Source organism: Clostridium sp. chh4-2 (assembly GCF_002899675.1).
Lineage (GTDB): Bacteria > Bacillota > Clostridia > Lachnospirales > Lachnospiraceae > CHH4-2.
In genome coordinates, this window is sequence record NZ_PKUU01000007.1 from 118,864 (window position 1) to 145,010 (window position 26,147).

Sequence of the window (26,147 nt, forward strand, 5' to 3'; positions counted from 1 at the left end):
TATGTATTTTTCTTAACTGGACAAGTAATTTGGAACCGACTATAATTAATTTCAATCAATACGGAAATCCCACCACTCACCGCGCGCTGCCGGGGCAGGCAAGACAGGAGGTTCTATGCAGGCTAAAATATTCGTGGCTCTCATTGCCGTTTTCATCATCATTTCCATCATTTCTGATAAACGCAGCAAATATCAGAAGAGAACATATGCCCGGAAAATGGTCGTCCAATCCTATGGTAAAAAATCAAAAAAACAATCCTATAAAAGAGATTTAGTCGGAAAAGACTGGGACTTTTCATCCGCTCAAATATCCTCTGATAACCAGATTGACGATATCACCTGGGATGATCTGGAGATGGATCAGATCTACTGCGAACTCAATAACTGCAAATCCTTCGCCGGGGATCAGATTCTGTACTCCACTCTGCACAAAACCGGCGGACAGGGCAATTCTTACCGTTCTTTTCAGAAAAAGACTGATTTCTTCGAATCTCATCCCGAAGACAGAAATATCATCTGGCCCATAATATCAGATTTGGGCAAAGGGGAAGACAACTATTTTCTTCCCGCTTATCTCAATAATCTGGAAGCATTTAAAATTCCGCATATAGAATACTACCGTTTTATGCGAATCCTGCTGTTTTTATCCGTAATTCCGGCCATTGTAAAACTGAATTACCTGTATCTTGGCTTCACCTGCATTGTTGCTTTAATCAATATCGTCATCTATTCGGTACAAAAGAGCCGGTATGAAATGTATCTGAATATGCTGAGCAGCATCCTTGGAATCATGAAAACCGCCAGGCAAATCGTTGATTCTGATACTTTAAATTATGAAAATGAATTCCATGACTTAAAAGATAACTTGTCCGTGTTCCGTAAATTGCTGTTAAAGATCGGAAAACCTCAGTTGAGAACCTCTGCCAATCTATCGGGCGACATTTTCACAATGATGGAATCGTCCACGTTTGGCGTTACATTATGGGATTTCATCCAATATGATAAGGTGATGAATCATCTCACCGAGCATCAAAAAGAATTGATGGAACTGTACCAGACTCTTGGTGAAATCGATACCGCCATTTCCGTCGCCTCATTCCGCGCTTCTCTGCCGATATGGTGTATCCCGGAATTCTGTGAAGATAATTTGATTGCGGCCGAAGATATTTACCATCCTTTAGTTCATGAGCCTGTATACAATACTGCAGTCATAGAAGACGGCTGTATTATTACCGGCTCCAATGCTTCCGGAAAATCCACCTTTATTAAAGCGCTGGCAATTAATGCTCTGCTGGCTCAAAGCATCCACACATGCATGGCAAAAAGCTTCATTTTGCCCCCTTCTTCGGTGATCACCTCCATGGCAGTCAGAGACAATGTTTCCTCCGGCGACAGCTATTATATTCGCGAAATCAAGTATCTGAAACGGATCATCCAGGCTTTAAATGACGAAAAGCCGGTTTTATGCATAATCGATGAAATCCTGAGGGGAACCAATACGGAAGAACGGCTTGCCGCGTCAGCTGCAATTATGAAATATCTGAATAAAAGAAATTGTATCGCCATCGTGGCGACACACGATATCGAATTGACGGAAATGCTGAAGGGAGATTACAGTAATTTTCATTTTACGGAGTGCATAACGGACAATGAAATCTCATTTGAATACAAGATCCATCCCGGTCCTGCTACATCCAAAAATGCTTTGAAACTGTTGGCTTATATGGATTTTCCAAAGGAAATTCTGGACGATGCGGAACGGTTGGCATCAGACGATGAATCAGGCGCGCCTGATATATACTCGTAATAAAGCGAATCTAAAACTAATAAAAACAGGGAAGAGTGAATGAAGATATCATCCCTCTTCCCTAAACATTTACGATAGAAATTCTCCCCGTATAATAGCTGTCGCCACATCAAAAAAAGACTTAATATCGTCTCCGCCCTCTACGCCATTGACGATTTGCTTACTGGCCTTACCGACCGGATTAATAATATTTTTCTCATCTTTAGCCAGAACAATTCCATACTCCGTATCCTTCCATGCATAGCTGCCGCCGCTTTTCCGGATCAAAACCTCTCCCACGTAAATTCCAAAAACATGGGCGTATGTATTTACACGATTTTTTATTAACCCATTATCATTTTCCGGATGCAGATACCGCTCGTGATAGCCATCCAGAATTTCTTTTACAGTCTGAATGCTCTCATCGCTGAAATCCAGATTTTCATTATAAACTTCACGGCCAAGTTTTATGGCGGAAGAGATGCAGAAGTCTATGGTCTCTTTTATGTTCATTCGGATACCCCCTTAAATTTAAATCAGCTCTGTATTTATTTTACAACAGCAGAGTAAAGGGACGCAAGAGAAACCGGTTGAACTGCGTTCTGCATTATCTGTATCCGTGTCTTTTAATATCCCCACCTGCGGCCCAGTACATAATCCGCATTATTGAGAACCATCTGGTCAAAATTCTTTTTAATTAATTCATGCTTTAAATCCCGATATTTCTCATCATACCAAAGGTTATGAAATTCGTTGGGATCTACCGCATGGTCATACAACTCACCATAATCATGGCCGTGGTGATTGACAATTTTAAATCTCCCATCATAATACATGGTAGCAAAGATACCTGAATATCCAACCTGACACAGGCAGTCATAATATTCCGTATATACAGAATTCTTATGAGCGTCTTTGGCCTCTTCATCAGTCAGCAGCGTTTTAAAGCTCTTTCCCTGCATATAATCAGGAATTTCAATTCCATTCAGTTCCAGTAGAGTTGGAGCTAAATCCACCAATTCCACCAATGCGCTGCGCTTAACATTTTGCAGAATCGTCCCCGGACAAGACATGATTAAAGGCACATGTACCAGAGATTCATAAAAATAAGGTCCTTTATAATAATTGCCGTGATCTCCATCCAGTTCTCCATGATCAGTCATATAGATGACTATGGTGTTTTCCCGCAGACCTTTTTGATCCAAGTAATCCATCAAACGCCCAAACTGCTGGTCAATCAATTCTATCTGCGCATAATAATCTCTGGTGTTCTGCTGCTTCTGCTCATCCGACATGCCGATGATGCTGTGACAGCGGCCGTCCATAGCACCCTGCATATAATCCTTTTTATGAAACGGCGGCTTATTATCCAGCTCTCCTTCCCTCCAAAGAGGAAGTTTCATATCCTCCGCATCAATCCGGGATTGAAATTCAGGCGGTGGATCAATGGGATGATGAGGATCAAACGGATTAATGCTGATCAGCCAATTGTGATCTTGGTTATCCTCTATAAATCCAATCGCCTCTTCCACGCACCATGTAGTCTGGTGATACTGAGCCTCAATTCCCACAAAAGGCTGAAATCCTTCTTCATAAACAGCTTTCAGATACCCGGCATTTTTCTCCGCCAGATGTTCCGTGTGCTTATTCGTATTGTCCCAGTGGCATCCCTTATAGGCATCCTCCCATTTTACCCCTTTTGAACGCAGCCATGTCTGATAGGCGTCAATCCCTTCCTCCCAGTCATTTTGCGGATGATGGCTCCACTTAAACACCTCATACCCGTCTTCCGCCCTGTTTTCCATATGATCCTTGGCTCCAGCCAGATGCAGCTTTCCAACCAATCCGCAGTTCCAGCCCTGATCTGCAAAAATCTTGGTTACCAGAGTTTCGTCCTTAGAAAAATGGTCATTACCGTTAAATGTTGCCCTTGTAGACCTGGGGTATCTTCCTGTCAAAAAGCAGGCCCGGCTCGGCGTACAGATCGGAGCCTGGGTATATGCCCGGCTGAAACTGACTCCCTCCTCCATCAGTCTGTCTATGTTAGGAGTTTTAATGCTGCCATTTCCAAAACCTGATATTGTGTCAAATCTCTGCTGGTCTGTGCAAAACCAAACAATATTATATTTCTTCGTATCCATGACAATCCTCCATTTTGGAGGAAAAGGAGGCCACAGGACCTTCTTTTCCACATTATATATTTCTAAACTGCTGTCTTACGAACCTTTTTCCCTATTTTTTATAATCTTTTGCTGCCGCAGCACAGTCATTATGATGGATACTGCACAGATTACAAGGAAAAATGCGGAAATAGGGTGTGTGAGAAAAGGCATAAAAGATCCGTTGCTGAACATCAGCGACCTCCTGTAGTACTGTTCCAGATTGGTTCCCAGAATCATCCCCATCACCATAGGCGCTACCGGATATCCAAAATGCTTTAAAGTTAGTCCAATCACACCAAAAATAAGCACCACATAAACATCAAACATTCTGTTATTATTTCCATAAGCCCCGATCACGCAGACAGCCAGCACCAGCGGCAGCAGAATATGCCTTGGAACTCTCAGTATTCTGGTAAACATTCTCTTACCCGCCAGCATCAGCACCAGCATAGCTGCATTGGCCACCATAATCGCCGCAAAAATAGCATATACCAAAGCTTTTTCTGTGGTAAACAGCAGCGGCCCCGGAGAAATTCCATGGATCATAAACGCTCCGATCAAAACTGCAGTAATTGCATCGCCCGGAATACCCAATGCCAGCAGAGGAACTAAAGCGCCTCCTATGGTTGCGTTGTTCGCTGTTTCTGACGCTATTATTCCATCCACACAGCCTGTCCCATATTTTTCAGGATGCGGGGACTGTTTTTTCGATGTGGTATACGATATCAGGTTGGACACGCCTCCGCCTATTCCGGGAAGAATTCCAATCCCCAGCCCGATGGCCCAGGAACGGATAAAGTTAATTCCCTGATCCTTGATATCTGTCCATCTAAGCCTTGAGTTTCCCAATTCATAATTAACCTTCGTTTCGTGCTTCAGGCCAAAAGCATTTTTGGCCGTATCAAATACCTCTGTCACAGCGAACAAGCCGATAACAACCGGAAGTGTGGCAAAACCGCCGTCCAAAGAGGCAATACCAAAAGTAAAGCGGACTTTTCCATCAATAGGATCGCCTCCTACAAAGGAAAGAAAGATTCCCAGCATTCCTGCCATAATCCCTTTTTTTAAATTATTTCCGCTCAGTGAAGATATCATGGTCAGCGAAAACAATATAACGGAAAAATAATCATACGGAGTAAAGCGGACCGCCACATTAGCCAGCGCCGGAGCAACAAAGAAAAGAACGCAGAAGCTTAAAAATCCGCCTAAAAAAGATGCCCAAATTCCGGTAGAAAGAGCTTTTCCGGCTTCTCCCCGCTCCGCCATGGGATTTCCGTCAAAAGTTGTGGCGATAGAAGACGGTGTTCCCGGTATTTTCAGTAAAACAGCAGAAACCAGCCCGCCTGAAATCCCCCCGATATAAAGTCCCACCAGCAAACACATGGCCGATGTGCTGTTCATCGCATAAGTTGCCGGCAGACAAAGAGCCACTGCCATCGTCGCAGTCAAGCCCGGGACTGAGCCGAATATAATCCCCAAAGCCGTTCCCCCAATTATAAGAAGCAGGTTTCCCGCAGTAAAAACGGCCTGGAGTCCATTTAAAATTAATTCCATCATCTACCTCTGCTTTCCCAACCTGTCTCATGGATTCCATCCAAGCACTCCCGCAGGAAGCAGAACATCAAAAAATGTCCGGAATCCATAAAATAACGCAGGAGAAATGATACAGGCAATCAATAAAAACAACCAGATCTTTTTTGTGTCAAAACAGGAAAGTATAAACATCTGCAGGCACAGATACACCGCAGTGGTAATCACAAATCCAATAGCCCTTATGGTTACGACATAGATTACCAGAAGAAGAAATGTCATAAGTTCCGGCAGCCGTTCTTTTGAGAACAAACTGCCTTGCTCCAAGGTTTCCCTGCCAATTTCCTGCCGTTTCACCTCTTTCACACCATCCATAAGAATTAATGATGCCAGCACAAATATAACAATGGTCACAATTCTTGGAACTACCGCTGGATTTCCATAAGTACTGATGGATGATTTTCCAAATGCACTGGTAGAGCAAAAGGCCCAGATGGAAAATACAACCAGAAAAATCCCTGAGGCCGCATCTTTATTTTTTAAAAATCTCATCATCCATTCCTTTCTTTTTCAGATCTTCTCTTATTTGAAAATATCCGAATACTTGTTAAAGTCCTCATATACTCCCCGCATATAATCGATAGATTCCTCAGGATTCATATATTTTAACGTGATATAGTAATCATCATAGAATTTCTTCTGTGCTTCTTCGTCGGAACACACCTTTTCCATAGCTGTCGAAAAGGCTGATACAACCTCTTTCGGAGTATCTTTTGGAAATGCGTAATAATAAAATTTTGTGTTCAGGCAGTCCGCTTCATATCCCAATTCCTTTACTGTCGGCACATCCGGAAATAACGGATGTCTCTGTTCGGCAAACACCGCTAAAGGCTTAAAATCTCCTGATTCCAGATAAGATTTTGCAGAAACATAATAACCTGCGTAAGTTGCCACCTGGTTGCTGAGCAAGGCCGCCGCATCCTCGGTAGCCGAACCAAAATCAACGAGATTGAAATCAACGTCTGCCAGTCTTTCTATAATGGCCGCGCTTAAATGTGACATATTGCCCGTTCCTGACAGCGCAATATTTACTTTCCCTGGATTCTTTCTGGCATCTTCTATCACGTCGCCCAAATCATTATAATCTGACTTTCCATTTCCCAGCCATATGTAGCAGTCATCCTGCATTGCAATACCAGCAACTTCAAAATCATCAATGTAGGAAAAATCAGATGCCCCCGTTACCATATTCACCAGGGCCGCATATTGGTAAAATAACACCGTATATCCGTCCGGCTTGGCATTCAAAACCTCTCTGGAACCGGTAACGCCAGCCGCCCCTTTTATATTATTCACAACTACGGATACCCCCAGTTCCTTTTCTAAATATGTGGCAAACAATCTGGCGCACAAATCCGTGTCGCCTCCGCTCCCCAGTGGTACGATCACCTGAATGGAATATTTGGGGTAATCCGTCATTACCGTATCCACTTTTGTCTCTTCATTCTTCTTTTTCGAACATCCCCCCAGCAAACTCACCCAAAGAATACAGCTGATTACGATACAAATCATCCTTTTGATCTTTTTCATATGAAAACTGCCCTCCTTCTACTTACTCGTCACCTTGTACCCAGCTTGTATCTCACTTGTATCCAAGCTGTACTTAAATTATAGTCTTCCCTAAATTTCAAGTCAATTAGCAAACACGCACAAAGTTATTCTGTAAAATCTGTCTAGTATTACTTATTTCCATAATATAACTGTCTTCACTTCACATTTTACACTTGATTTTCTCAAAAATAATGATATATTCAGAGGTATACATCGGGTTTTACCTCTTAGATGCTGACAAGGGCATTATAGAATGATATAATGTTTTTATGGATAAATTTGGAAATACATATAGGGTACTTTCTTGCATTTATCATGTATCCAAGTTAAAAGGAGAATATGGATGATGGCTCTAACACAACCGTTAAAAGAATATGCATATAACAACATAAAAGAAAAAATACTCAGCTGCGAGTACTATCCCAACATGATTTTGAGCGAAGATATGCTGTGCACCGACTTAAATATCAGCAGAACTCCGGTCAGAGATGCCCTAAGCCGTCTTAGCCAGGATAATCTTGTTATCATTGTTCCTAAAAAAGGGATTTTCGTGCAGGGAATCACGCTGAATGAAATGAAAAATATTTATGATGTCCGGATCATTATGGAACCGCAGATTATTTTAAATTATGGCATGAATGCTGACATGGCCACTTTGAGAAAATTCCATGAGGAATTTCGGCAGTTTGACGTGGATGAGGCCAGTCCCATCATGTTCACCAAACTGGATTCTGATTTTCACCGATTCATTTTTGCTATGGCTCAAAACACTTATTTTAATCAGCTTTATACTAATATCAGCAACCAGAACTTCCGCATTTCCGTAATAAGCGGCTGTGAACTTGGAAAACGCCGTCACGACAGTATGGACGAACATATCCAGATCATAGAATCCATTACCAAACAGGATTTAGAAAGCGCTGCAAAACTCATGGAATCCCATATCACGAAAGCCCGCCAATGCAAGCTGGAGCTTCTGCTGTCCAGCAATAGTTTTTCCGATAAACTGTCATTAAATTAATTTTTTACCGCAAATCTAATCATTAAAATTTTAAGAAGGTGAATACTATGGAATTAGTCATACCCAGTAAAAAATATTATCAATCCTACGTCAGCGCAATAGACGAATACCGCCGTCATAATGTCACCACCTATGATTTTTTAGACGTCAACATCTGTGATATTTTCCAGCTGATCGAGGACTACAGAAATGGTAATAATCTGCCGGAAGGATATGTAAAAGGGACCTATTTGTGGTTAACAGAAGGCGATGAATTTCTTGGGGAAGTATCAATTCGTCACAGTCTGACGGATTCTTTGCTGCGCATTGGCGGAAATATAGGTTATGGAGTAAGATTTTCAAGATGGAATGAGGGGTTGGGCACAGTCATGCTTTCAAAGGCTTTGATCTATGCGAAAGATGTCATCAGACTTGACAGAGTCTTAATCACTTGTAATGATAACAACTATGGTTCTGCCCGCGTTATCGAAAAAAACGGTGGACAGCTGCAGGATAAAATCATAAATACCATTGACGGTATTGAGCGATTGACCAGAAGATATTGGATTGAGTTATAACGCTGTTGAACATAAATTGATTATAGAACTCCCCCATCTGTAAAGGCCCTAAAAAACTGTTCTTCCTTTGTTCACTGTATGAAGCGAATCCACATTATTGGAACAGATCCGCACCTTACACTGAGTTGTCAAAACAGTTTTTCTGGGCCTATGCACTCCATGGCATGATAGTAGGAAAAATGGACGCAATCAATAACCTATTCACGGTCAGCTATCGCCGACACAAGCTTCCACAGTCACCCTCCCTCCCAATTTTGATAATTACTCCAAAACGGTGCCTCTCTCAGCCTTAATCTCCTGCAGCCGCTTGTATTCCGTTATATCCGCGCAATTAATCAGGTATGCATTACTATCGCCCCATTCCATCGCATAATACCGTATCTTGGTCCAGACGTCATATTGTGGGTTATAAACCTCTGTGGCACCTGTTAACGGACATTTTTCGCAGGGCGTGCTCCGATCAAAAAATGCTTGATAACAAGTCATGCCAACCTTAGCAGACGGATCGAGCCTAAGCGTCTTTTGATTCAGATACAACAGTTCATAAGTATCCTTATGAATAACATAGATATAGGCGTCCTGCATATTCAGGATCGTGTTGAGTTTGACCATGATCTGCTCGTTTCGGTCCTCCTCCCGTTTTTTCAAAAGGAATGTAGTCAGAATCTGGGCAATCAGAGAGAGCATGCCAATCTCTTCTTTATTCCACATTCTCACCCCCGTGCACTCATCAAACCCGATAAAACCACGGAATTCCTCCCCATCATACAACGCGCACTGGAGTGTAGAACAGATTCCCTGATTCTCAAAAAGCGCAGTCTGGGCCGGGGTAAGAGAATGGATATCCCGGCAATAAAAAATAGACTTATCCCGAAACAGCTCCTTGTACCCCTTCACATTCTCATAAGGATATTGCTGTAGAAACTCCTTTTGTGGTGTAATTCCCTTATTACACCATTCATATGTATTATTGGTATATTTTCCGTCATCGCTGTTTTCAAAAACATAAGCCCGGCTCACATCGAACCGTCTGCCCACAATTTCCAAAATTGCTTGAACGGCAATGTCGATATCATGGGTATCATACAGAATTTGGAACACGTAATTAACTAAATCCCCAGACTTACCGCTTACGATTTGGTCGGAATCAATAGCCGCTCCCAGAGAGGAATACCCAATTCGGTCCATTGCCTCCATACTTTTAACATCATATCGGGCGTACTGGTTTTTTCCCTGGCTTTTAGCCTGGTACAATGCCAAATCTGCACAGTGATACAGGGTATGGTAATCAGTGCCGTCCCACGGATAAATGGACAGACCAATGCTGCATGTCACCTCAACAGACCGTTTTTCTTCCTGAAACAGCTGCCGGAACATCGCCAGAAGCTTCCTGGCCTTTCCTTCGGCAACTGAGGTTGAAGGAAGATCTTTTAAGAAAATTGCGAATTCGTCCCCGCCAATTCTGCCGATCACATCCGACTTCCGTGTCAGCTTTTTCATGCCTGCCGCCAGTTCAGCCAATACTGCGTCCCCAAACAGGTGTCCCTGTCTGTCGTTCACCAGCTTAAAATTATCCACATCAATAATAAACATGGCACAGACCGTCTCCGGCTTGCCATTCAGATACTGTTCTGCCCTATGTTCCATTTCGGAATGATTATAAAGACCGGTCAGAGCGTCCAGTTCCGCCCTCTTGCGCAAATCTTCCACCATCCGTTTCTCTTCATCAATGTCTGAAATGGTTCCTACTGCGCGCAGTGGTTTGTTGTCTGCGTCATATTGAGTAGTTGCCCGGAGCCTGCACCAAATGTATAGACCTTTTGCGTTTCGGATACGTACGTCCAGTACCGAATTAGGTGCCCCTCTTTTTATATCATCCATAACGTCGGCCATGGGCTCAATATCATCGGGATAGAAATGCCGGAGCAGTTCTTCCTTCTGCAGGCTGCTGTCATAATTCGGCGCATACCCAAATTTTGCCAGCCAATTAGGAGAGAAGGAAATTGTATCCGCACAAATATCCCACTCAAAAATGATATCTGAAGATTGATTCATGATGATTTCCAGATGCTCCAGCGACAAACGAAGCTTCTCCTGTGCATCACGCACCTCGGTGAGATCCAGAAAAATACAAAAAAAGCGTTCTTCCCGTCCGTCACCGAACAACTGAGCGCTGTTGGCGACCCATTTGTAGCTTCCGTCCTTACATAGTATCCGATAACTCATAGAAAGCCGGTCACCTTGACTTAACTGGCGGTTTACTTCGATCAGAAAATTTTGCCGATCTGCCATATGAATCATTGCGAGGAACTGATTTTGAAACTGTCCTGCCAGTTCTTCTCTGGTAAATCCGAACATATCAAGGAAGCCATTGTTAACTTCAACAATGGTATAATCACCGTCATTCCGGCATTGCATAACTCCACCAGGAATAAGGTTTAATATAGCCTCGCCCTCCTGGCTGAGTCCTTTCAGCAGTCTCTGCACATTTATTCCTCCTCACAATCCGGAAACTCCATGGGAAGTTTCCGGGCCTCTACACATTTGGATGGGAATCACCTGATCCATCTCTGCAGCGTTTCCAACAGGCGGCCAACTTCAATCGGCTTTGCCACATGATCGTTCATACCTGCACTATGGGCCTTTCCTATGTCAGTGGCAAAGGCATTCGCCGTCAAAGCCAGGATTGGAACGCTCCTTGCATCCTCCCGATTAAGCGCCCGAATGGTTTCTGCTGCCCGATAGCCATCCATCACCGGCATCTGAATATCCATCAAAATACAGTCGTATTTCCCTGGCGCGGATGCCTTAAACATATCCACCGCAAACTGGCCGTTTTCCGCCTCATCAATTAAAAATCCATTCATTTCCAATAATTCAGCTGCGATTTCCCTGTTGAGCTGGTTATCCTCTACCAACAGAATCCTCTTACCGTCTAAGCTAAAACAGGCTTTTTCGACAGGAATCGCCATGGCATCAGAACGCCCGCTTTGGCAGATCTGGTGGAAAGTGCGGGATATCTTTGACTTAAAAAGCGGTTTCGTGATAAAAGCGTCCGCCCCGGCCATCCAGAACTCTTCCTCTATATCAGAATAATCATAGGCCGAAATGACAATGATGGGAACATCCATACCCAGTTGCTTCCTAATCACTTTAAGCGTTTCCAACCCACCCATTTCCGGCATCTTCCAGTCCAGTATTACAGAGAAGAAATCATCTTTGGCCTCATGGGCGTCCACAACGCAGCGGACCGCCTCTTTCCCCGAAAGCACCCAGCTGCTTCGCATACCCAGATCGTCCAGAATCTCAGCGGCACTTTCACAAATGATCTGGTCATCATCCACCACAAGAACCGGCAGACCGGCCAATTCATCCGTGTTTTCATCCACCTCTTCGCACAACTCAAAAGAGACTGCAACAATAAATTCGCTTCCCACTCCCAAGGTACTCTTGACCTCAATGGTGCCGTTCATCATACACACAATATTCTGTGTGATCGCCATGCCCAGACCTGTTCCTTGTATCTGTTTGGCTTTTGACTCTTCCGCCCGGGAGAAAGGCTCAAAAATGTGCGGGATATATTCCTCAGACATCCCGATCCCATTGTCAGTGACAATGAATTCATACTGCCCTCTGCCTTTGGCAAATGATGGAAGCTCTCTGACCCGCAGCCCGACACTGCCGCCGTCGGGCGTATATTTAACCGCATTGGAAAGCAGGTTTACTAAGACCTGCTGCAGGCGGCTTTGATCCGATACCACGTTTTCATGCCGTACATGATCGGCGTTAATATGCAGCTCCTGGTGCTTTTCCGCAGCCAGCGGCCGGAACACATCCATAACGTCTTCAATCAGCTCCGGCAGTGAAACCGGCTCCGAGAGAAGGTCAACTTTTCCGCTCTCAATCTTGGACATGTCCAGCACTTCGTTAATGAGGCTTAGAAGATGCCGGCTGGAAACATTTATTTTATTCAGACAGTCCTGTATCTTTTCCGGGGACTGCAGGTTTGCCTGTGCGATGACCGCCATACCAATGATTGCATTCATGGGCGTGCGGATGTCGTGAGACATGGAGGAAAGGAAGTTCGTCTTGGCATCGTTGGCTATCTGAGCCGCTTTGCAGGCATCCTCCAACGCCCGTTTCTGACGAGCCTGCTCCGTGCGCTCTGCCGTCACGTCTACTCCCACACTGTAATAGGAAGGGATTCCATCCCAGCTGTCCTCGCCGCTGACATAGCTGTATGTCATCATTAGGATTTTAGAAATTCCGTCACGGGTGACAATTCTGACTTCCAGCATAGTGGATTCTCCGGTCTTCTTAGATTGCTCCATGACTGCGGCTGCATGTTCAATATCGTCCGGATGCATATAGCTACATTGAGAATGCAGTTCTTTTTCGAATTGTTCTTTGGTATAGCCGATTATATTCAAAAAACTGCCGCTGTACCAAAGGACAGTGCGCATATCCCGGCCATCCACCCGGGCCAAACCTCCGGGAACGCTGCGTATCAGAGCATCCCTCTCTTGGTCCTTCTTCGCCAGTTTGTATTCTGTACTGAACATATCATAAGAGAGTTCGAGCCGCGCCCGCCGGCCTTCCCAGTTAATAATGCGGTTCTTAATTCGGAAGGTCCGCTCCAGTACAGGGTTCTTGAATTCCCACTCATAAAACTGGTCCTCAGTCAATTTATTGTTCGTGCAGAAAGGACAGGGTGACGTCCTTCCCTGGATTATCTCATAGCACTTGTGGCCCAATACTTTTATCGCCGGCTCACCCAAAACGTCACAGGTATGTTGATTCACGTATAACAGCTCATAGGTGTCCATGTCACTGACGTAGACATAGCCCTCATATGTATCCAGCATAAAGTGGAAATACTGCAGCTTCTGCTGACAGAGCCGCTCCTGTTCTTCTTGCTTAACCATAAATTCGCCCACATCCGTAAGTTCCGCCAACAATATCGTCCCTCCGGCTGCAGTATCCTCCTTAATGGTTCCATATAAATGAGCCCAAGAAAATCCGCCCTCTTTGAGAGGCAGACGGACGTTCATTTCAATATCAAAACAATTCTTTTTGAGCGCCTGTGTCAATTTCTGACGGATAAAGGCATATTCTTCGGGTATAACTGCATAGTATTGCCGCAGATTATTAAAGAGACTGCAAAAAGCCTCCTGAGTATAACCGAGGCCGGTAAAGAAGCTGGAATTTCCCCACAGAAAAGTCAGGTCCTCGTCCAGCAGACAGCTGACCATACCCGTCTTTAACATTTCTATCACTGCCGGGCACCCGTTCCCTGTCTTTTGAGGTATATAGCCTTTACTCTGCTCCGTTCTATTTCCCATAATTCAACCGCCCATTCTTTAACACGTTATGTGAGAATCGATTTTTGATTTTTATTGGCAATTGCAGTGTTTTGGCAAATTTTCAATCGTTCACATACATATTTATTTTAACTCAGTATAGCAAAAACCCTAAAAAATATCAATAGCTTAGCCGGGATGCTGGTAAGCCTGATTAAGAATCCAAAAGCATTGAAAAAAACAGCTGTAAAAAGAAAATGCACCATAGCCCCGGCATTTTGCAGCACAGCGGCTTGATGCATTCTGAATTTATCGTTCTGTTTCAAACATCTTTCCATCCATGTCAGGATTCCTTCCTACTTTCCGTAATACTCCTCAACCGCCGCAAAAAGCGCATCAATATTCTCCCACTTGGACATCGGAGGAATATCGCATCCCGTAGAGATCACAAAGTTAGGATATTTGCAGCAGTCATTCATCACCTTTAAAGTCGCCTTTCTCACGGATTCCGGTGTGCCGTTTCTGATCTCACCGGCCGGGTCCACATTGCCCATGGCGATTGTTCCCTCCGGAATGTGTGTCATCATCTCCGCCATATCGATGGCATTGCCAAAATGATAAGCAGCAGAACCGGTTGAAAGGATCTGGTCTATCATCTGAATGGTATAATTGCCGCAATTATGATAGATCACCAGGAAATCATCATCCTGGACGGCGTCCACGATCTTCTTCACATAATCACAGGAAAATTCTTCCGACAAAGCAGGAGAAAGCATACCTGCCAGCGGTTCTGCCATTACAACGCCGTGAGCGCCCGCCGCTTTATAAGCATTGGCGTAGTCAATCAAAAACCGGGACGCTTTTTCCAAAATCGTATGAACCATGTCCGGTTCCTCATAGCAGTACACCATGGCTTCCGTCACATCCATCAGACGGCCCGCCAAAGAAAATGGCCCGATGATTCCAGCAAACACAGGGCGGTCTGTAATCTCTTTTACAGCCATTTTGATAGCGTCTATATATATCTGGGTTCTTCCTGTTCCGATGGCCGGAATCTGCAGTGCCTCCGCCCCTTCTTCATCGGCAACCACACTTCCGATTACTGTAGGAACCTCGTCATCCGCATAACGTATCTCAGAACCGAAACATTCGGCTTCTACCGACAAATCCATCAGGCTGACAGACGCTAAGGAATCCACCCGGTCCGCAATCATTTTCATTCCTTTCGCCTGTGCTCCCGCATCTGAGATCAAATCCCGGACAGTAATGTCCATAAGCTGAATTGCCGGAAATGATAATACAGGCATCGCTTTTTTCTCCGGTGCGGCCAGCAGTTCTGCCAGCCATTCTTTCATATTTATCTTCATATTAACCTCTCATTCCGCCCTTATTTTTCAGGCCGTTTCTGCTTTTTGATGAATCTAATATACCAAAAGCTAAGAGGTCTTTCTAAAAATAATTTGCACTTTTTTGTAATTTCTTTGGATTATGCAAAATTTTTACAATCAGCTCATCTTTGAATGAAGGGCTTTGCAGCTGATTCCCGGAAGTCTTCCAATCTTTCCCGATATGGCGCTGATCACATCCTGGGGCGCGTCCACCACTACGCTGATAATATTCACATGCTTTTTCGGATAGGGAAGTCCCATTCTTCCGATGATATAACTTCCATATTGATGCAGAATCCCATTTACTGCCTCTACCGATTCCATATTTTCAATAATAATTCCTATTACAGCAATTCTTGTCTCCATGCTATGATCCCTCCCTGTCAATTACAGCCTTATCTGCTGTTGTTACCATCTTATCTCATATTTTTAGAGTTTTCAAGAACATGACCTTTTCCCGTCTCAAAATCGTGGTCATTCGTCTTTAAAATGTGCCGTCCGTCAGGGAATCCCCACTTTTCTCGTTCATTTTGATACGATCTCCTTAACAAATATATTTTACTGTTATGAAGAGAGGAAATAATTATGAGTCAGAAAAATTATCTGCCAATTGGTTCAGTCGTGCTGTTAAAAGAAGGAAAGAAACGCCTCATGATCTATGGGCGGAGACAATTAGTAAAAGATGGGGAAAAGGAATACGATTATTCAGCCTGCCTTTATCCCGAAGGAATGTTAAACAGTAAGGATGTGGTGCTGTTTAACCATGACCAGATCCAGATGATTTATTTTATCGGTTTTCAGGATATTGAAGAACTGCATTTCAGGTCTTTGTTGAAAAATTCTGATGAATAAGGAGGGTACTATGGCACAGGGTTTCAGCGTTAAAACAGGAGGAATGGAAGATACAAAAACATCTTTTTTCAATTTTATATCATCCATCACAGATATATCCTCAGATATTGAATCCGTAAAAGGCAATTTAGGCATCTCTGCCATTTCCGTGGACCGGGTACAGCGAAATTTGAAAATTGTCCTGAATAACTGCGGCCGGCTTCAGAATAATATGGCGCAGATGTCCGATAAACTGGAGGTGATTATCAATCTTTATTCGTCTGCAGAATCGGATATTCTGGGCAAAACGAAGGTGACCGCCAAGCTCCCGAATACGGAAGATCCGGGGAACAATAACAATTTTATATACAATTATTATCAGGACGTAGACCCAGACATTTGGGACTACGCTGCGGATTACTTTATGGATGCAGCGGAACAGGTCATTTTGGGCAATTTCACAGATGAATGCAATATGCTTGGCATTGTTGGGGCAGTGCTTGTAGGATGCGTCCCTTACTTAGGAACTGCTTGTGATATCAGAGACCTTCTGGCAGATATTTACCACCTGTTTGAAGACGGTCCGGAAACAGCCGAGTGGATCTCTTTAGGCATCGATGTGATCGCAGTAGTTCCTCTGTTTGATCTTCTCAAATATTCCGACGAGCTGGGAGAGATTCTAAAGCATTCCGACGGAGCTTTGGGCGGAATGATCGATTATGCAAGAGGAACCTGGAAATATGCGGACGACGTTTTCACAAAGCTGGACGACGTCATTCAGGAGGGTGCGGAATGGACCTCCAAAAACATAACTAAAATCGCAGATTATATCAATTCCGAACCCTTGGCTCAAAAAGCCTGTAAATCGGTATCAAAGCTGTATCAGCTTGCCCAAAAGGAAATCGGAACTTCTACAGGAGGAGAAATTGTAAAAGACATTGTTCTGGAGAGGATTAAGCTAAAAGATCAGCTCGTCAACAAGGCCGCAAAGACGGTGGACAGCGTAATCGACTTCTTTACCGGGGATTCTGAAACACCTGCCTATGTATCCCAATAATTCGGAGGTTTCTGTATGCATAAAAATATACCCATTTTCACACTGCTGCTGGCGGCCGGCATATCCATGATTTTTCTCGCCTGGGGAGCCTATGGACGTTATCAGTGTATGACCACTCATTTTCCGGATCATTTTAAACCGGTCACTGTTTTTGAAGACCAAGCGTCGGACAGTCTGAAACCGACAAATTTCGACAAAGGAAAAGCCATCTATAAAAGGCATTATATCTATGAAAATATCCGCTACCAGGTAAAGATATCCCGCAAAGAATTTGACGAACAATTCTATGTCTGCGAATATCATCCTGAAAAAGCATATTCCGAATCAGATTTGGTAAAGGCCGGGAAAAATCTGGTGCTTGCCGGCATAGAACTTTTTATCGCCCTATGCCTGTTTACCGCAGCCATAATCATCTGTTTTTGCAGGAAGATTCCTTCCTGAACGGCCCCGTTTTACGTTTCATCCACCATATTGGCAAGGCAAAAAAGCCCTCTCAAAATTCCGAAGAATTTCAAGAGGACTTTTTCGTCTTGCCATCATTTTATTATCTAAAACTTAGCTACCACAGTCTCCCCGGCCACAGCCTGAATACCGGTAACATATTCTATAGGCATCAAATCCGGAGAATCCAGAACGATCACGATCACGTCGGCGCACAGCCCTTTGGATTCAATCAGTTCTTTATCAAACTGAATCAGCTTATCCCCGGCCTTCACCTTCTGTCCAAGCTTAATGAAGCTTTTAAATCCCTGGCCTTCCAGGCTCACCGTGTCAATTCCGATATGAATCAGCAGATCAAACCCGTATTCCGTCTTCAATCCTACCGCATGTTTGCTGTCTTCCATAAACACTGTGATTTCTCCGTCACAGGGAGCTGTTGTCATGCCGTCAGTTGGATGGATCACCACGCCGTTTCCCAGCATGCAGGATGCAAATGTCTCGTCGGAAGCTTCCGCCATGGGCACAACCGTACCATTTGCTGCGGCTTTCAGGCAGTTCTCTTTCTTTCCCTTTTTGCTTAAAAATCCGAACATATATGAATACTCCCCTCAAAGTATATTTATTTCAGTTCCGGCCAATATCCCTTATTCGCTGGGATCAGTTCATCCAAAATCTGTTTTGCAACAGCCGCGCTCGGCACTGTTTTGGACAGGGTGAGCGCCTGCCAAAGCTTCAGATAGCTTCCTTCCACCCATGCTTCCACAACCAGACGCTCCACGGCCAGCTGCTCTTCCATCATTCCCTTTTCAAAAGTCGGGATATCACCCTGGCAGAGCGGTTCCGGGCCGTTGCAGCCTACCAGACACGGCACTTCTACCATGGCGGTGGGGTCAAAGTTGGAGATCGCTCCCTTATTCTCCACAATGCATAACATTCTCTCGTGGGTGTTATATGCGATAGCGCGGGCCAAATCTACGATAAACGATGCATGGTTATCGATGTCAAATTCGCCGCCCTTTGCAGTTCCCGCCTCGATGATCGCCCGGGCCGCATCGAATACATGCTTCTCCCGTCCTTCCATCACCTCGTTGGCTCTCGTAAAATCAGGATTGCTGTGGGATACCACATAGTCCGGATAGAGATAATATTTTAAATAGGTGTTTGGCAAAAACTTAGGGTCTAATGCCAGCAGATCTTTTGCCTTTTTATGAGTTTCCTGCCAGCTGGCGTCCATATGCTGTGTTTCTACAGCTTTTTGTGTCAGATACCCGTTTTCGGAAACATATTCCAGCAGCTGAGGCATTAAATCCGTACCGTCTTTATCCTTTACGCTGGTCCACCATCCGAAATGATTTAAGCCGAAATAGCTGACGTCAATGTCTTTCGGATCTCTTCCCACAATGTAGGACATGCGGCGTTTGGTTCCCACCGGCATATCACAGATATTGAGCACCTTGGCATCCGGACGCAGCACGCGGCAGGCTTCCGCCACGATGGAGGCCGGGTTGGAATAATTGAGCATCCAGCAGTCAGGAGAATATTTTTCCATATAGTCGATCAGTTCCAGCATGCCGCCAATGCTTCTCATGCCGTATGCGATTCCGCCCGGGCCGCAGGTTTCCTGTCCTACCACCCCATATTTTAACGGGATCTTCTCATCCAATTCACGCATCGCATACTTTCCGACGCGGATATGGGCCATACAGAAGTCTACATCGGTAAATGCTTCCTCCGGGTCTGTGGTATAAGAATAAGCTACATCGGGAGCGGTTTCCTTCATAACGATCTCCAGGGCTTTTGCAATTGTCTCCTGGCGTTCCGCATCATTGTCATATAATTTAAGGGAACGGATCGGGAACCGGTCTAAATTATCCATAAGCATCATAACAATACCAGGCGTATAAGTGCTTCCGCCTCCTGCGATAACTACAGAATATTTCTTCATATTTTGCCTCTCATTCCGCCGCTGCCTGCGGCCTAGATTTATCATCATTTATTAATTACTGTTCCGCGGTTCTTCCCAGATAAGCGTCTACCGCTTTTCTCACAGAGTTTACTTTCAGTCCGTATACAACCTGAACATTATTGCCTTTTTTAATCACTCCGTTGGCCCCTGTTTCCAGCTTCAGCACGTCTTCCTTCACCAGTTCCGGATCAGCTAAAATCAGTCTCAGCCGTGTATAGCAGTTGTCAACTTTTGTAATGTTCTCAGCTCCGCCTAAAGCTTCCACGATCAAAGCCGCGTCCACAGCATCGCCTTTTCCGCCTGATTTTTCAGCGGCAACTTTTTCTTTGTATTCCGCTTTGGAGTGCAGTTTCATCTCCATGCCTTCAGTCTCACGTCCTAATGTCTTTAAATTAAGAGCTGTGATCAGGAGACGGAATACCACATAGTAAATTACAAAGAATACAAGTCCGATCAGGATATAAGTAATCCAATGTGTCTTGGCATTTCCAAGCGGAAGGTTATAGAGCAGGAAATCGATAAATCCGTTTGGTCCGATGGCGCGGCAGTTAAAGATATTGAACGCCACCATGCTGAGTCCGCTGAGAGCCGCGTGGATCACAAACAGCACCGGAGCTACAAACATAAAGGAGAATTCGATGGGTTCTGTAACGCCTGCAATAAAGGATGTAACCGCTGCAGGAATCAGAATCGCCTTGATTTTTTTCTTATTTTCCGGTCTTGCCGTATGGTACATAGCAAGACATGCGCCGATCAGACCGAACATCTTGGAGATACCTCTGGCATCCCATACAACGGACTGTGACAGCAGCGCGATGGAAGGATCTGCCATCTCAGCATAATAAATGTTTCTGGCCCCTTCTAATACCTGGCCTCCCACTGTCTCCACACCGCCCAAAGAGGTGTAAAGGAACGGGGTATACACCAGATGATGAAGTCCTGTAGGAATCAACAGACGTTCCAGTGAACCATACAGGAAGATACCGAAATTGCCGGAGCGGTTGATGAAATTACCCAAACCGGAAATTCCCGCCTGCACAAACGGCCATACATAGGTAAGCGCTACGGCCAGCACAACCACAACAGGGATCAGCACGATAAATACGAATCTGGAGCCGCCGTAAATCTGAAATGCATTGTTGAATTCGATCTCACAGAATTTGTTGTGAACCATGGCGGTTACGATACCCAGGATGATTCCCAGGAACACGCCCATATCCAGAATTTGAATGCCCAGGATCATGGTCTGTCCGGTTCCTCTCAGGGATTCCCCTGTATATAAGATTCCGGTCAAGTCCATGAACTTGTTCATCGCATTAATGAAAACCAGAAAGCCCAACAGCGCAGTAAATCCTGCCTCTGATTTTTTCTTATTTGCAAGTCCCACAGCGATTCCCACACAGAAGATCAATCCTAAGTTATTTAAGATCGCCACCAGGGAACCGGAAAGGATGGAACCGAACCCTTTTGTTACCGGATTATCCAAAAAAGGAAGCATTTCTATAAGCCGAACATTTGTAAACAGGTTTCCAACCGCAATCAGAATACCTGCAATTGGCAGTATCAGAACGGGGATAAACATCGCTTTTGAAAAGCGCTGCAGCACGTCCATTATTTTTTCTTTCATCTCACCAATCCTCCAACATCATTATTATTTAATCCCACGTGAAATTCATGTCTGAATTATAACCAACGTTTTTTCGTTTGTATATAGTTTTGGCCATGAAAGAAACGTGTTCCGCCGAAACGAAACACGTTCTGTAAAATGGCTCTGATAAGCCTCTATTGAGCTGCCGTTTAGTCTTCGGGAGTTACCTGTAAGACTTTATAATACTCATAAATCAGCAATTCCATAAGCATCAGGACGTTGGGAAAAAATGTATTTGCCATCATATTCCGGTCATCCAGCTTGTTGCTGTCCTCAATCCGGAAGGCAATGTCCGCCAGCGCGTTCACCCTGTTCTCCAGCTCATTGGTAAAGCTGACAATGAAAATACCGTTTTCCTTTGCGATCTTCACCCGGTCCACCACGCTCTGCGTCTCTCCTGACCGGGAAATGGTGATGAGCATTCCCATATCCGCCAGATTATTTTCAAATACCCCGATGGAATCCATACCGCTGGAAACGATGCATTTCCGCCCCAGCACCAGCAGTTTCCTGTTAAAATACTCCGCCGACATGGCGGAAAATCCGGTGGCATAGATGAAGATGAACTGATTGTCCAGTTCACATATTTTCCTGGCGAACAGTTTCATCTGGTCATAGGAATTGTACTGTAAAAGGGTATTGCTGCAAAAACTGTTGATAAACTGAATGTCTTCGTCAATACATCCCTCCGCATTTTTCACCATGGGAAGGAGTTTATAATACATATCTACAAAACCGCTGTAACCCAGTTTCTTGGTCAGTCTCATAATGGTGGAGGAAGAGGTAAAATTCTCCTTTGCCACACCGCGGACGCCCATCTTCAGCACCTCGTCGATGTGTTCTACAATATAATATAAGACCGTCTTTTCCATCTCCGACAGGTTCTTTCCATCGGTCAGTTTGCTTAAATCGATCATCTTACTCCTTTCCAGGCCGTTTTATTCAGCAGCGCTGTTTATCTTTTTAATCCATTTTCCGCTTCTCAACCGGAAAATACACCAAACCGCCTTCAGAACCTGATCCAGCTTTAAGCATACATAAATCCAGAATGCCGGCCAGCCCCATACCAGTCCTGCTCCATATCCCAAAGGAATCGACACTGCCCAGAGAAAAAAGATATCAGCTACCATAAGGAATTTTGTATCTCCGCCTCCCCGCAAAACACCTTTTGTCAGAATGCTGTTCATAGACTGGAATATAACGATTATACTGATTGCCCTCATCAGCTGCCGGGCGATCTCCGCTGTATCCGCCGTTATATTATAGGCGCCGATAACCGGCCCGCTTATCAATTGAATGATGCCTCCTGCCAGACATCCGAGCACAGTTCCGCAGATAAAAAATGTATATCCATGTTTTTTCGCCATCTCCACATCACCGCTTCCAAGCGTCTGTCCGGTGACAACAGCGCTGGCAAACGATATGCCCTGTATGAAAACGGTGCTTAGCTGCTGAACTACCATGGTTATGGCATTCGCGGATACAAAACTGGCCCCAATGTGCCCCATCACCATAGCCACCATGTTATTGCCCATACCCAAAAGGCTGTCACTGATTAAAACCGGTATGCTGACCCGGAAATACTCCTTTAACAACGCCTTACAGGGCGCCAATAAGTTATTCAGCCTGTATCTGACCGTTTTATTGACAAAACAAAAATATCCGCATATGATGCTGAATTCAAAAAACCGGGCGATCACGGTACCCAAAGCTGCCCCCGCCACTTCCATGCGCGGAGCTCCGAACTTTCCGAAAATAAACGTATAATTGGCTCCAATATTAACAAAAAAAGCTATAACGGATGTATAGAGAGGAATACGCACCAAATCCACACTTCTCATTATATTAGTAGTAATAAGGGACAAGCCCATAAAAGCAAATGTCAGTACCGACCACTTCAAATACACGGCCCCTTGTATAATCACCTGGCTTTCCTTAGAATAAAGGCGCAGAATCGTCTCCGGCATAAACGCCGCAAGAGCAGTAAAGACAGATGCAAACACAAGGCAGAAGCGGATTGCTATCGTTATAGCCATTTTCAGGGAATACATGTCCTTCTTACCCCAATACCGCGCAGTCAATACAGCAGCCCCCATACCGATTCCCATGCAACAGATATGAAACAGATTAATAAACTGATTGGCTAAGGATGAAGCGGACAATGCCGTTTCACCCAAAGAGCCAAGCATAATGGTATCCATCATGTTGATTCCTATGGTAATCAGATTTTGAAGCGTAATCGGAACCGCTATAGCCGCCGCTTTTTTATAAAACTCAGGATTGGTTTCAAGGTATTTCATATCTCCACATGCACTTCCCCACCGTATTTTTAATATAGCATATATGGTTTAATTTTATCATTCAATTCTAAAAATGCCAAGGTTTTCCGGATCAAAGGCAGACAAAATCACCATTTAGGTGGTCACAAAGCGAAATCCCGTGTACTGGCATACACGGGATTTCGCTTTGTGACCACATGGTCTTAACTACTTTCTCAGCTATAATAATTTAACACAAATTCCCGTACGGTGTCAATATCACACCTTAAACCGGTACCCCACCCCCCAAATTGTCTCAATATACTGGGGCTTCGCCGTATTAAATTCAATCTTCTCACGAATCTTCTTAATATGCACCGTAACAGTAGCAATATCTCCGATCGATTCCATATCCCAGATCTTACTGAACAATTCCTCTTTAGTAAACACATGGTTCGGATTCTGTGCCAAAAAGGTGAGCAGGTCAAATTCTTTGGTTGTGAAATTCTTCTCCTCCCCATTAATCCATACCCGCCGTGCCGTCTTATCGATCTTCAGCCCGCGGATCTCGATGATCTCGTTATCGGGAACACCGCTTCCAATAAGCCGCTCATAACGGGACAAATGCGCCTTTACACGCGCCACCAGCTCACTCGGGCTAAATGGTTTCGTCATATAATCATCCGCCCCCAGACCCAGGCCGCGGATCTTATCGATATCCTCTTTCTTCGCGGAAACCATGATGATCGGCGTATTCTTCACTTCCCTCACCCGGCGGCAGATCTCAAAGCCGTCAATTCCCGGAAGCATCAGATCCAGGATCACCAGGTCAAATTCCTCATGCAGCGCTTTATCCAGACCGGATTCTCCGTTGTTCTCGATCTCCACGTCAAATCCGCTCAGTTCCAGATAATCCTTTTCCAGCTCCGCAATGCTTTCCTCATCCTCTATAATTAGTATCTTACTCATCCTGAATAACCTCCTGATATTTTCTCAACACAAAATGAATTTCCGTTCCAATCCCCAGCTTGCTGGTCGCCCAGATCCTTCCCCCATGGTCTTCAATAATCTTGCGCACGATGGAAAGTCCGATTCCGCTCCCTCCCTGGGAAGAGTTTCTGGAGGAATCCGTGCGGTAAAAGCGGTCAAAGATATTGGGCAGGTCTTTCGCTGCAATGCCCTTGCCATTGTCTTCAATCTCTACCTGGATGAAATCACCCACGTCCTTGATTCTGATATTGATAATTCCCTTCTTCTTGTCCAGATACTTCACGGAATTGCCCACGATATTATTAATAACCCGCTTCATCTGTTCCGCATCCGCGATTACCTGAACGTCTTCGTCCACATAGTTGAAATATCCAAGTTCAATATTATGGGATTCCATATCCAGTCCCACTTCCTCCACACAATCTCTGAAATATTGTGCTACATTAATCTTGGAAAATGTATATGGTATCTTGTTGGTATCAATTTTGGAATAAAATGTCAGCTCGTCGATCAGCCGGTCCATATCATTAGCTTTATTATATATGGTTCTGATGTATTTATCCAGCTTTTCCGGTGAAGATGCCACGCCGTCCATAATTCCTTCCACATAACCCTTGATCGCAGTGATCGGAGTCTTCAAATCATGGGAAATATTGCTGATCAGCTCCTTGTTCTCCTTGTCATATTCCAGTTTCTGTTCCGCCGATTCCTTCAGCCGGATTCTCATCTCCTCAAAATCCTGGCACAAAAGGCCGATCTCGTCGTCCGCTTCCACTTCCAGAGTAAATTCCAGGTTTCCGTCCCTGATCTTCTTGGTCGCCTCCTGAAGACGTCCCAAAGGCTTTAAGATGGACTGGTAAACCCAAAATGTCAGAATTACGCCGGTCAGAATCAGGATCATAACGCCGGACATCAGCATCTCGCTGAGCATGGACTTCACCTCAGGCACAAAATCATCCACCTGGGAAACGATGAACAGACTTCCCTCAGACTTATCCGGGTACTGGAAATCAATCTGTTTTATCAAATGCTGCGTATCGCCGTCCAGGTAAATGCCGCCTTCCAAGTCCGCCTCCATATCTCCGTACTTTGGCAGTCTGGAGACAAGATTATCCTCCTTACTCTGATTTTTCTCACCGATATAGATAATATCCTGGCCTTTTCGCACAATTAAATAGGAATACTTTGAAAGCAGATCCTGATTGACCTTATCAAGATACTCCCTGTCCTCAAAGCGTTCCGGATTCTGTTTAATATTATCTTTTATCTGTATCTGCATCTGCCTTGTCAAACGGTTAAATATCTGCATAGAATTTCCGCCCAACAGCTCCACCTGTTCCGACAGGCCGTATGCTTTCCTGAAAGAATTCATCTGGTAACTGCTCAGTCCTAAAACGGACGCATAGATAAGAAGCAGCGGTACCACTGTAATAATAACAAAGGCTAATGCCAAACGCGTCTTTAATTTCATATCTGCATTACCCCTTTTTCTATTAGATTGATCCGGTAAAAAAAGCAAAACCGGATACGGTATAACTGTTAACATTATACCATATCCGGCCCTGCCTGTTTCTAAAACTATTATAAAATTTTGCTTTTTT

22 protein-coding genes are annotated in these 26,147 nt (G+C 44.4%); 6 read left to right on the plus strand and 16 right to left on the minus strand.

Features of this window, described 5'->3' with window-relative positions:
- Positions 1-115: 115 nt before the first annotated feature.
- Positions 116-1,807 (plus strand): hypothetical protein, encoded by a 1,692-nt coding sequence (locus C0033_RS09420; protein ID WP_103227605.1) that lies wholly within the window; start codon positions 116-118, stop codon positions 1,805-1,807.
- 69 nt (positions 1,808-1,876) lie between these two features.
- Here the strand turns inward: C0033_RS09420 and C0033_RS09425 are convergent, their stop codons facing one another.
- The 5 genes from C0033_RS09425 to C0033_RS09445 all read right to left on the minus strand — a co-directional run bounded on the left by C0033_RS09425 (position 1,877) and on the right by C0033_RS09445 (position 7,068).
- The gene (locus tag C0033_RS09425) at positions 1,877-2,299 is read right to left on the minus strand and encodes a hypothetical protein (RefSeq protein WP_103227606.1); all 423 of its coding nucleotides are present in this window, start codon (positions 2,297-2,299) and stop codon (positions 1,877-1,879) included.
- Between the two features lie 113 nt (positions 2,300-2,412).
- Entirely contained in the window at positions 2,413-3,927 is a 1,515-nt protein-coding gene (locus tag C0033_RS09430; protein ID WP_103227607.1) for a sulfatase-like hydrolase/transferase, read from the minus strand.
- A gap of 75 nt (positions 3,928-4,002) precedes the next feature.
- Positions 4,003-5,505: a tripartite tricarboxylate transporter permease gene (locus C0033_RS09435; RefSeq protein WP_103227608.1), complete on the minus strand. Its 1,503-nt coding sequence runs from the start codon at positions 5,503-5,505 to the stop codon at positions 4,003-4,005.
- Positions 5,506-5,529: 24 nt separating this feature from the next.
- On the minus strand, positions 5,530-6,030 hold the full coding sequence (locus C0033_RS09440; protein ID WP_180994654.1) for a tripartite tricarboxylate transporter TctB family protein: 501 nt from the start codon (positions 6,028-6,030) through the stop codon (positions 5,530-5,532).
- A 30-nt stretch (positions 6,031-6,060) separates the two neighbouring features.
- Positions 6,061-7,068, minus strand: a complete 1,008-nt coding sequence (locus C0033_RS09445; protein ID WP_103227610.1) for a tripartite tricarboxylate transporter substrate binding protein — start codon at positions 7,066-7,068, stop codon at positions 6,061-6,063.
- A 367-nt stretch (positions 7,069-7,435) separates the two neighbouring features.
- Here C0033_RS09445 and C0033_RS09450 point away from each other — a divergent pair, with 367 nt between their 5' ends.
- The gene (locus C0033_RS09450) at positions 7,436-8,110 is read left to right on the plus strand and encodes a GntR family transcriptional regulator (RefSeq protein ID WP_180994655.1); all 675 of its coding nucleotides are present in this window, start codon (positions 7,436-7,438) and stop codon (positions 8,108-8,110) included.
- A 47-nt stretch (positions 8,111-8,157) separates the two neighbouring features.
- On the plus strand, positions 8,158-8,667 hold the full coding sequence (locus C0033_RS09455) for a GNAT family N-acetyltransferase (protein ID WP_103227612.1): 510 nt from the start codon (positions 8,158-8,160) through the stop codon (positions 8,665-8,667).
- A 261-nt stretch (positions 8,668-8,928) separates the two neighbouring features.
- On the opposite strand, the gene C0033_RS09460 is transcribed toward C0033_RS09455, so the two are convergent.
- The 4 genes from C0033_RS09460 to C0033_RS09480 form a co-directional block, all read right to left on the minus strand.
- On the minus strand, positions 8,929-11,154 hold the full coding sequence (locus C0033_RS09460) for a diguanylate cyclase (RefSeq protein WP_103227613.1): 2,226 nt from the start codon (positions 11,152-11,154) through the stop codon (positions 8,929-8,931).
- Positions 11,155-11,222: 68 nt separating this feature from the next.
- A complete protein-coding gene (locus C0033_RS09465) occupies positions 11,223-14,009 on the minus strand; it encodes a response regulator (protein ID WP_103227614.1) in 2,787 nt (928 codons plus the stop codon).
- Between the two features lie 314 nt (positions 14,010-14,323).
- Positions 14,324-15,334 carry a uroporphyrinogen decarboxylase family protein gene (locus C0033_RS09475; protein ID WP_103227616.1) on the minus strand — a complete coding sequence of 337 codons (1,011 nt, stop codon included), beginning with the start codon at positions 15,332-15,334 and terminating at the stop codon, positions 14,324-14,326.
- A 138-nt stretch (positions 15,335-15,472) separates the two neighbouring features.
- Complete coding sequence (locus tag C0033_RS09480; protein WP_103227617.1) at positions 15,473-15,721, minus strand: TM1266 family iron-only hydrogenase system putative regulator; 249 nt, start codon at positions 15,719-15,721, stop codon at positions 15,473-15,475.
- A 219-nt stretch (positions 15,722-15,940) separates the two neighbouring features.
- Between C0033_RS09480 and C0033_RS09485 the strand changes: the two genes are divergently transcribed.
- Genes C0033_RS09485 through C0033_RS09495 form a run of 3 tightly spaced genes read left to right on the plus strand, consistent with a single transcriptional unit; the run spans position 15,941 to position 17,684 of the window.
- On the plus strand, positions 15,941-16,207 hold the full coding sequence (locus C0033_RS09485; RefSeq protein ID WP_103227618.1) for a DUF4176 domain-containing protein: 267 nt from the start codon (positions 15,941-15,943) through the stop codon (positions 16,205-16,207).
- A 10-nt stretch (positions 16,208-16,217) separates the two neighbouring features.
- Positions 16,218-17,243 carry a hypothetical protein gene (locus C0033_RS09490; protein WP_103227619.1) on the plus strand — a complete coding sequence of 342 codons (1,026 nt, stop codon included), beginning with the start codon at positions 16,218-16,220 and terminating at the stop codon, positions 17,241-17,243.
- A gap of 15 nt (positions 17,244-17,258) precedes the next feature.
- Positions 17,259-17,684, plus strand: a complete 426-nt coding sequence (locus C0033_RS09495) for a hypothetical protein (RefSeq protein ID WP_103227620.1) — start codon at positions 17,259-17,261, stop codon at positions 17,682-17,684.
- Between the two features lie 107 nt (positions 17,685-17,791).
- Here C0033_RS09495 and C0033_RS09500 read toward each other — a convergent pair whose 3' ends face one another.
- The 7 genes from C0033_RS09500 to C0033_RS09530 all read right to left on the minus strand — a co-directional run bounded on the left by C0033_RS09500 (position 17,792) and on the right by C0033_RS09530 (position 26,017).
- Entirely contained in the window at positions 17,792-18,277 is a 486-nt protein-coding gene (locus C0033_RS09500) for a PTS glucose transporter subunit IIA (RefSeq protein ID WP_103227621.1), read from the minus strand.
- A gap of 26 nt (positions 18,278-18,303) precedes the next feature.
- Positions 18,304-19,629, minus strand: coding sequence for a 6-phospho-alpha-glucosidase (locus C0033_RS09505; protein WP_103227622.1), 1,326 nt, complete (start codon positions 19,627-19,629; stop codon positions 18,304-18,306).
- A gap of 55 nt (positions 19,630-19,684) precedes the next feature.
- Complete coding sequence (locus C0033_RS09510; RefSeq protein ID WP_103227623.1) at positions 19,685-21,277, minus strand: PTS transporter subunit EIIC; 1,593 nt, start codon at positions 21,275-21,277, stop codon at positions 19,685-19,687.
- Between the two features lie 170 nt (positions 21,278-21,447).
- A complete protein-coding gene (locus C0033_RS09515; RefSeq protein ID WP_180994665.1) occupies positions 21,448-22,212 on the minus strand; it encodes a MurR/RpiR family transcriptional regulator in 765 nt (254 codons plus the stop codon).
- A 24-nt stretch (positions 22,213-22,236) separates the two neighbouring features.
- A complete protein-coding gene (locus C0033_RS09520; protein ID WP_103227625.1) occupies positions 22,237-23,598 on the minus strand; it encodes an MATE family efflux transporter in 1,362 nt (453 codons plus the stop codon).
- Between the two features lie 237 nt (positions 23,599-23,835).
- Positions 23,836-24,525: a response regulator transcription factor gene (locus C0033_RS09525; RefSeq protein WP_103227626.1), complete on the minus strand. Its 690-nt coding sequence runs from the start codon at positions 24,523-24,525 to the stop codon at positions 23,836-23,838.
- Positions 24,518-26,017: a sensor histidine kinase gene (locus tag C0033_RS09530; RefSeq protein ID WP_103227627.1), complete on the minus strand. Its 1,500-nt coding sequence runs from the start codon at positions 26,015-26,017 to the stop codon at positions 24,518-24,520. The genes C0033_RS09525 and C0033_RS09530 overlap by 8 nt, the downstream gene beginning before the upstream one ends.
- Between the last annotated feature and the right edge of the window lie 130 nt (positions 26,018-26,147).

Excerpts from the sequence above, each read along its gene's own strand:
- C0033_RS09420 (WP_103227605.1), top strand. The coding sequence starts at position 116 with ATGCAGGCTAAAATATTCGTGGCTCTCATTGCCGTTTTCATCATCATT.
- C0033_RS09425 (WP_103227606.1), bottom strand. The coding sequence starts at position 2,299 with ATGAACATAAAAGAGACCATAGACTTCTGCATCTCTTCCGCCATAAAA.
- C0033_RS09430 (WP_103227607.1), bottom strand. The coding sequence starts at position 3,927 with ATGGATACGAAGAAATATAATATTGTTTGGTTTTGCACAGACCAGCAG.
- C0033_RS09435 (WP_103227608.1), bottom strand. The coding sequence starts at position 5,505 with ATGATGGAATTAATTTTAAATGGACTCCAGGCCGTTTTTACTGCGGGA.
- C0033_RS09440 (WP_180994654.1), bottom strand. The coding sequence starts at position 6,030 with ATGAGATTTTTAAAAAATAAAGATGCGGCCTCAGGGATTTTTCTGGTT.
- C0033_RS09445 (WP_103227610.1), bottom strand. The coding sequence starts at position 7,068 with ATGAAAAAGATCAAAAGGATGATTTGTATCGTAATCAGCTGTATTCTT.
- C0033_RS09450 (WP_180994655.1), top strand. The coding sequence starts at position 7,436 with ATGGCTCTAACACAACCGTTAAAAGAATATGCATATAACAACATAAAA.
- C0033_RS09455 (WP_103227612.1), top strand. The coding sequence starts at position 8,158 with ATGGAATTAGTCATACCCAGTAAAAAATATTATCAATCCTACGTCAGC.
- C0033_RS09465 (WP_103227614.1), bottom strand. The coding sequence starts at position 14,009 with ATGGGAAATAGAACGGAGCAGAGTAAAGGCTATATACCTCAAAAGACA.
- C0033_RS09475 (WP_103227616.1), bottom strand. The coding sequence starts at position 15,334 with ATGAAGATAAATATGAAAGAATGGCTGGCAGAACTGCTGGCCGCACCG.
- C0033_RS09480 (WP_103227617.1), bottom strand. The coding sequence starts at position 15,721 with ATGGAGACAAGAATTGCTGTAATAGGAATTATTATTGAAAATATGGAA.
- C0033_RS09485 (WP_103227618.1), top strand. The coding sequence starts at position 15,941 with ATGAGTCAGAAAAATTATCTGCCAATTGGTTCAGTCGTGCTGTTAAAA.
- C0033_RS09490 (WP_103227619.1), top strand. The coding sequence starts at position 16,218 with ATGGCACAGGGTTTCAGCGTTAAAACAGGAGGAATGGAAGATACAAAA.
- C0033_RS09495 (WP_103227620.1), top strand. The coding sequence starts at position 17,259 with ATGCATAAAAATATACCCATTTTCACACTGCTGCTGGCGGCCGGCATA.
- C0033_RS09500 (WP_103227621.1), bottom strand. The coding sequence starts at position 18,277 with ATGTTCGGATTTTTAAGCAAAAAGGGAAAGAAAGAGAACTGCCTGAAA.
- C0033_RS09505 (WP_103227622.1), bottom strand. The coding sequence starts at position 19,629 with ATGAAGAAATATTCTGTAGTTATCGCAGGAGGCGGAAGCACTTATACG.
- C0033_RS09510 (WP_103227623.1), bottom strand. The coding sequence starts at position 21,277 with ATGAAAGAAAAAATAATGGACGTGCTGCAGCGCTTTTCAAAAGCGATG.
- C0033_RS09520 (WP_103227625.1), bottom strand. The coding sequence starts at position 23,598 with ATGAAATACCTTGAAACCAATCCTGAGTTTTATAAAAAAGCGGCGGCT.
- C0033_RS09525 (WP_103227626.1), bottom strand. The coding sequence starts at position 24,525 with ATGAGTAAGATACTAATTATAGAGGATGAGGAAAGCATTGCGGAGCTG.
- C0033_RS09530 (WP_103227627.1), bottom strand. The coding sequence starts at position 26,017 with ATGAAATTAAAGACGCGTTTGGCATTAGCCTTTGTTATTATTACAGTG.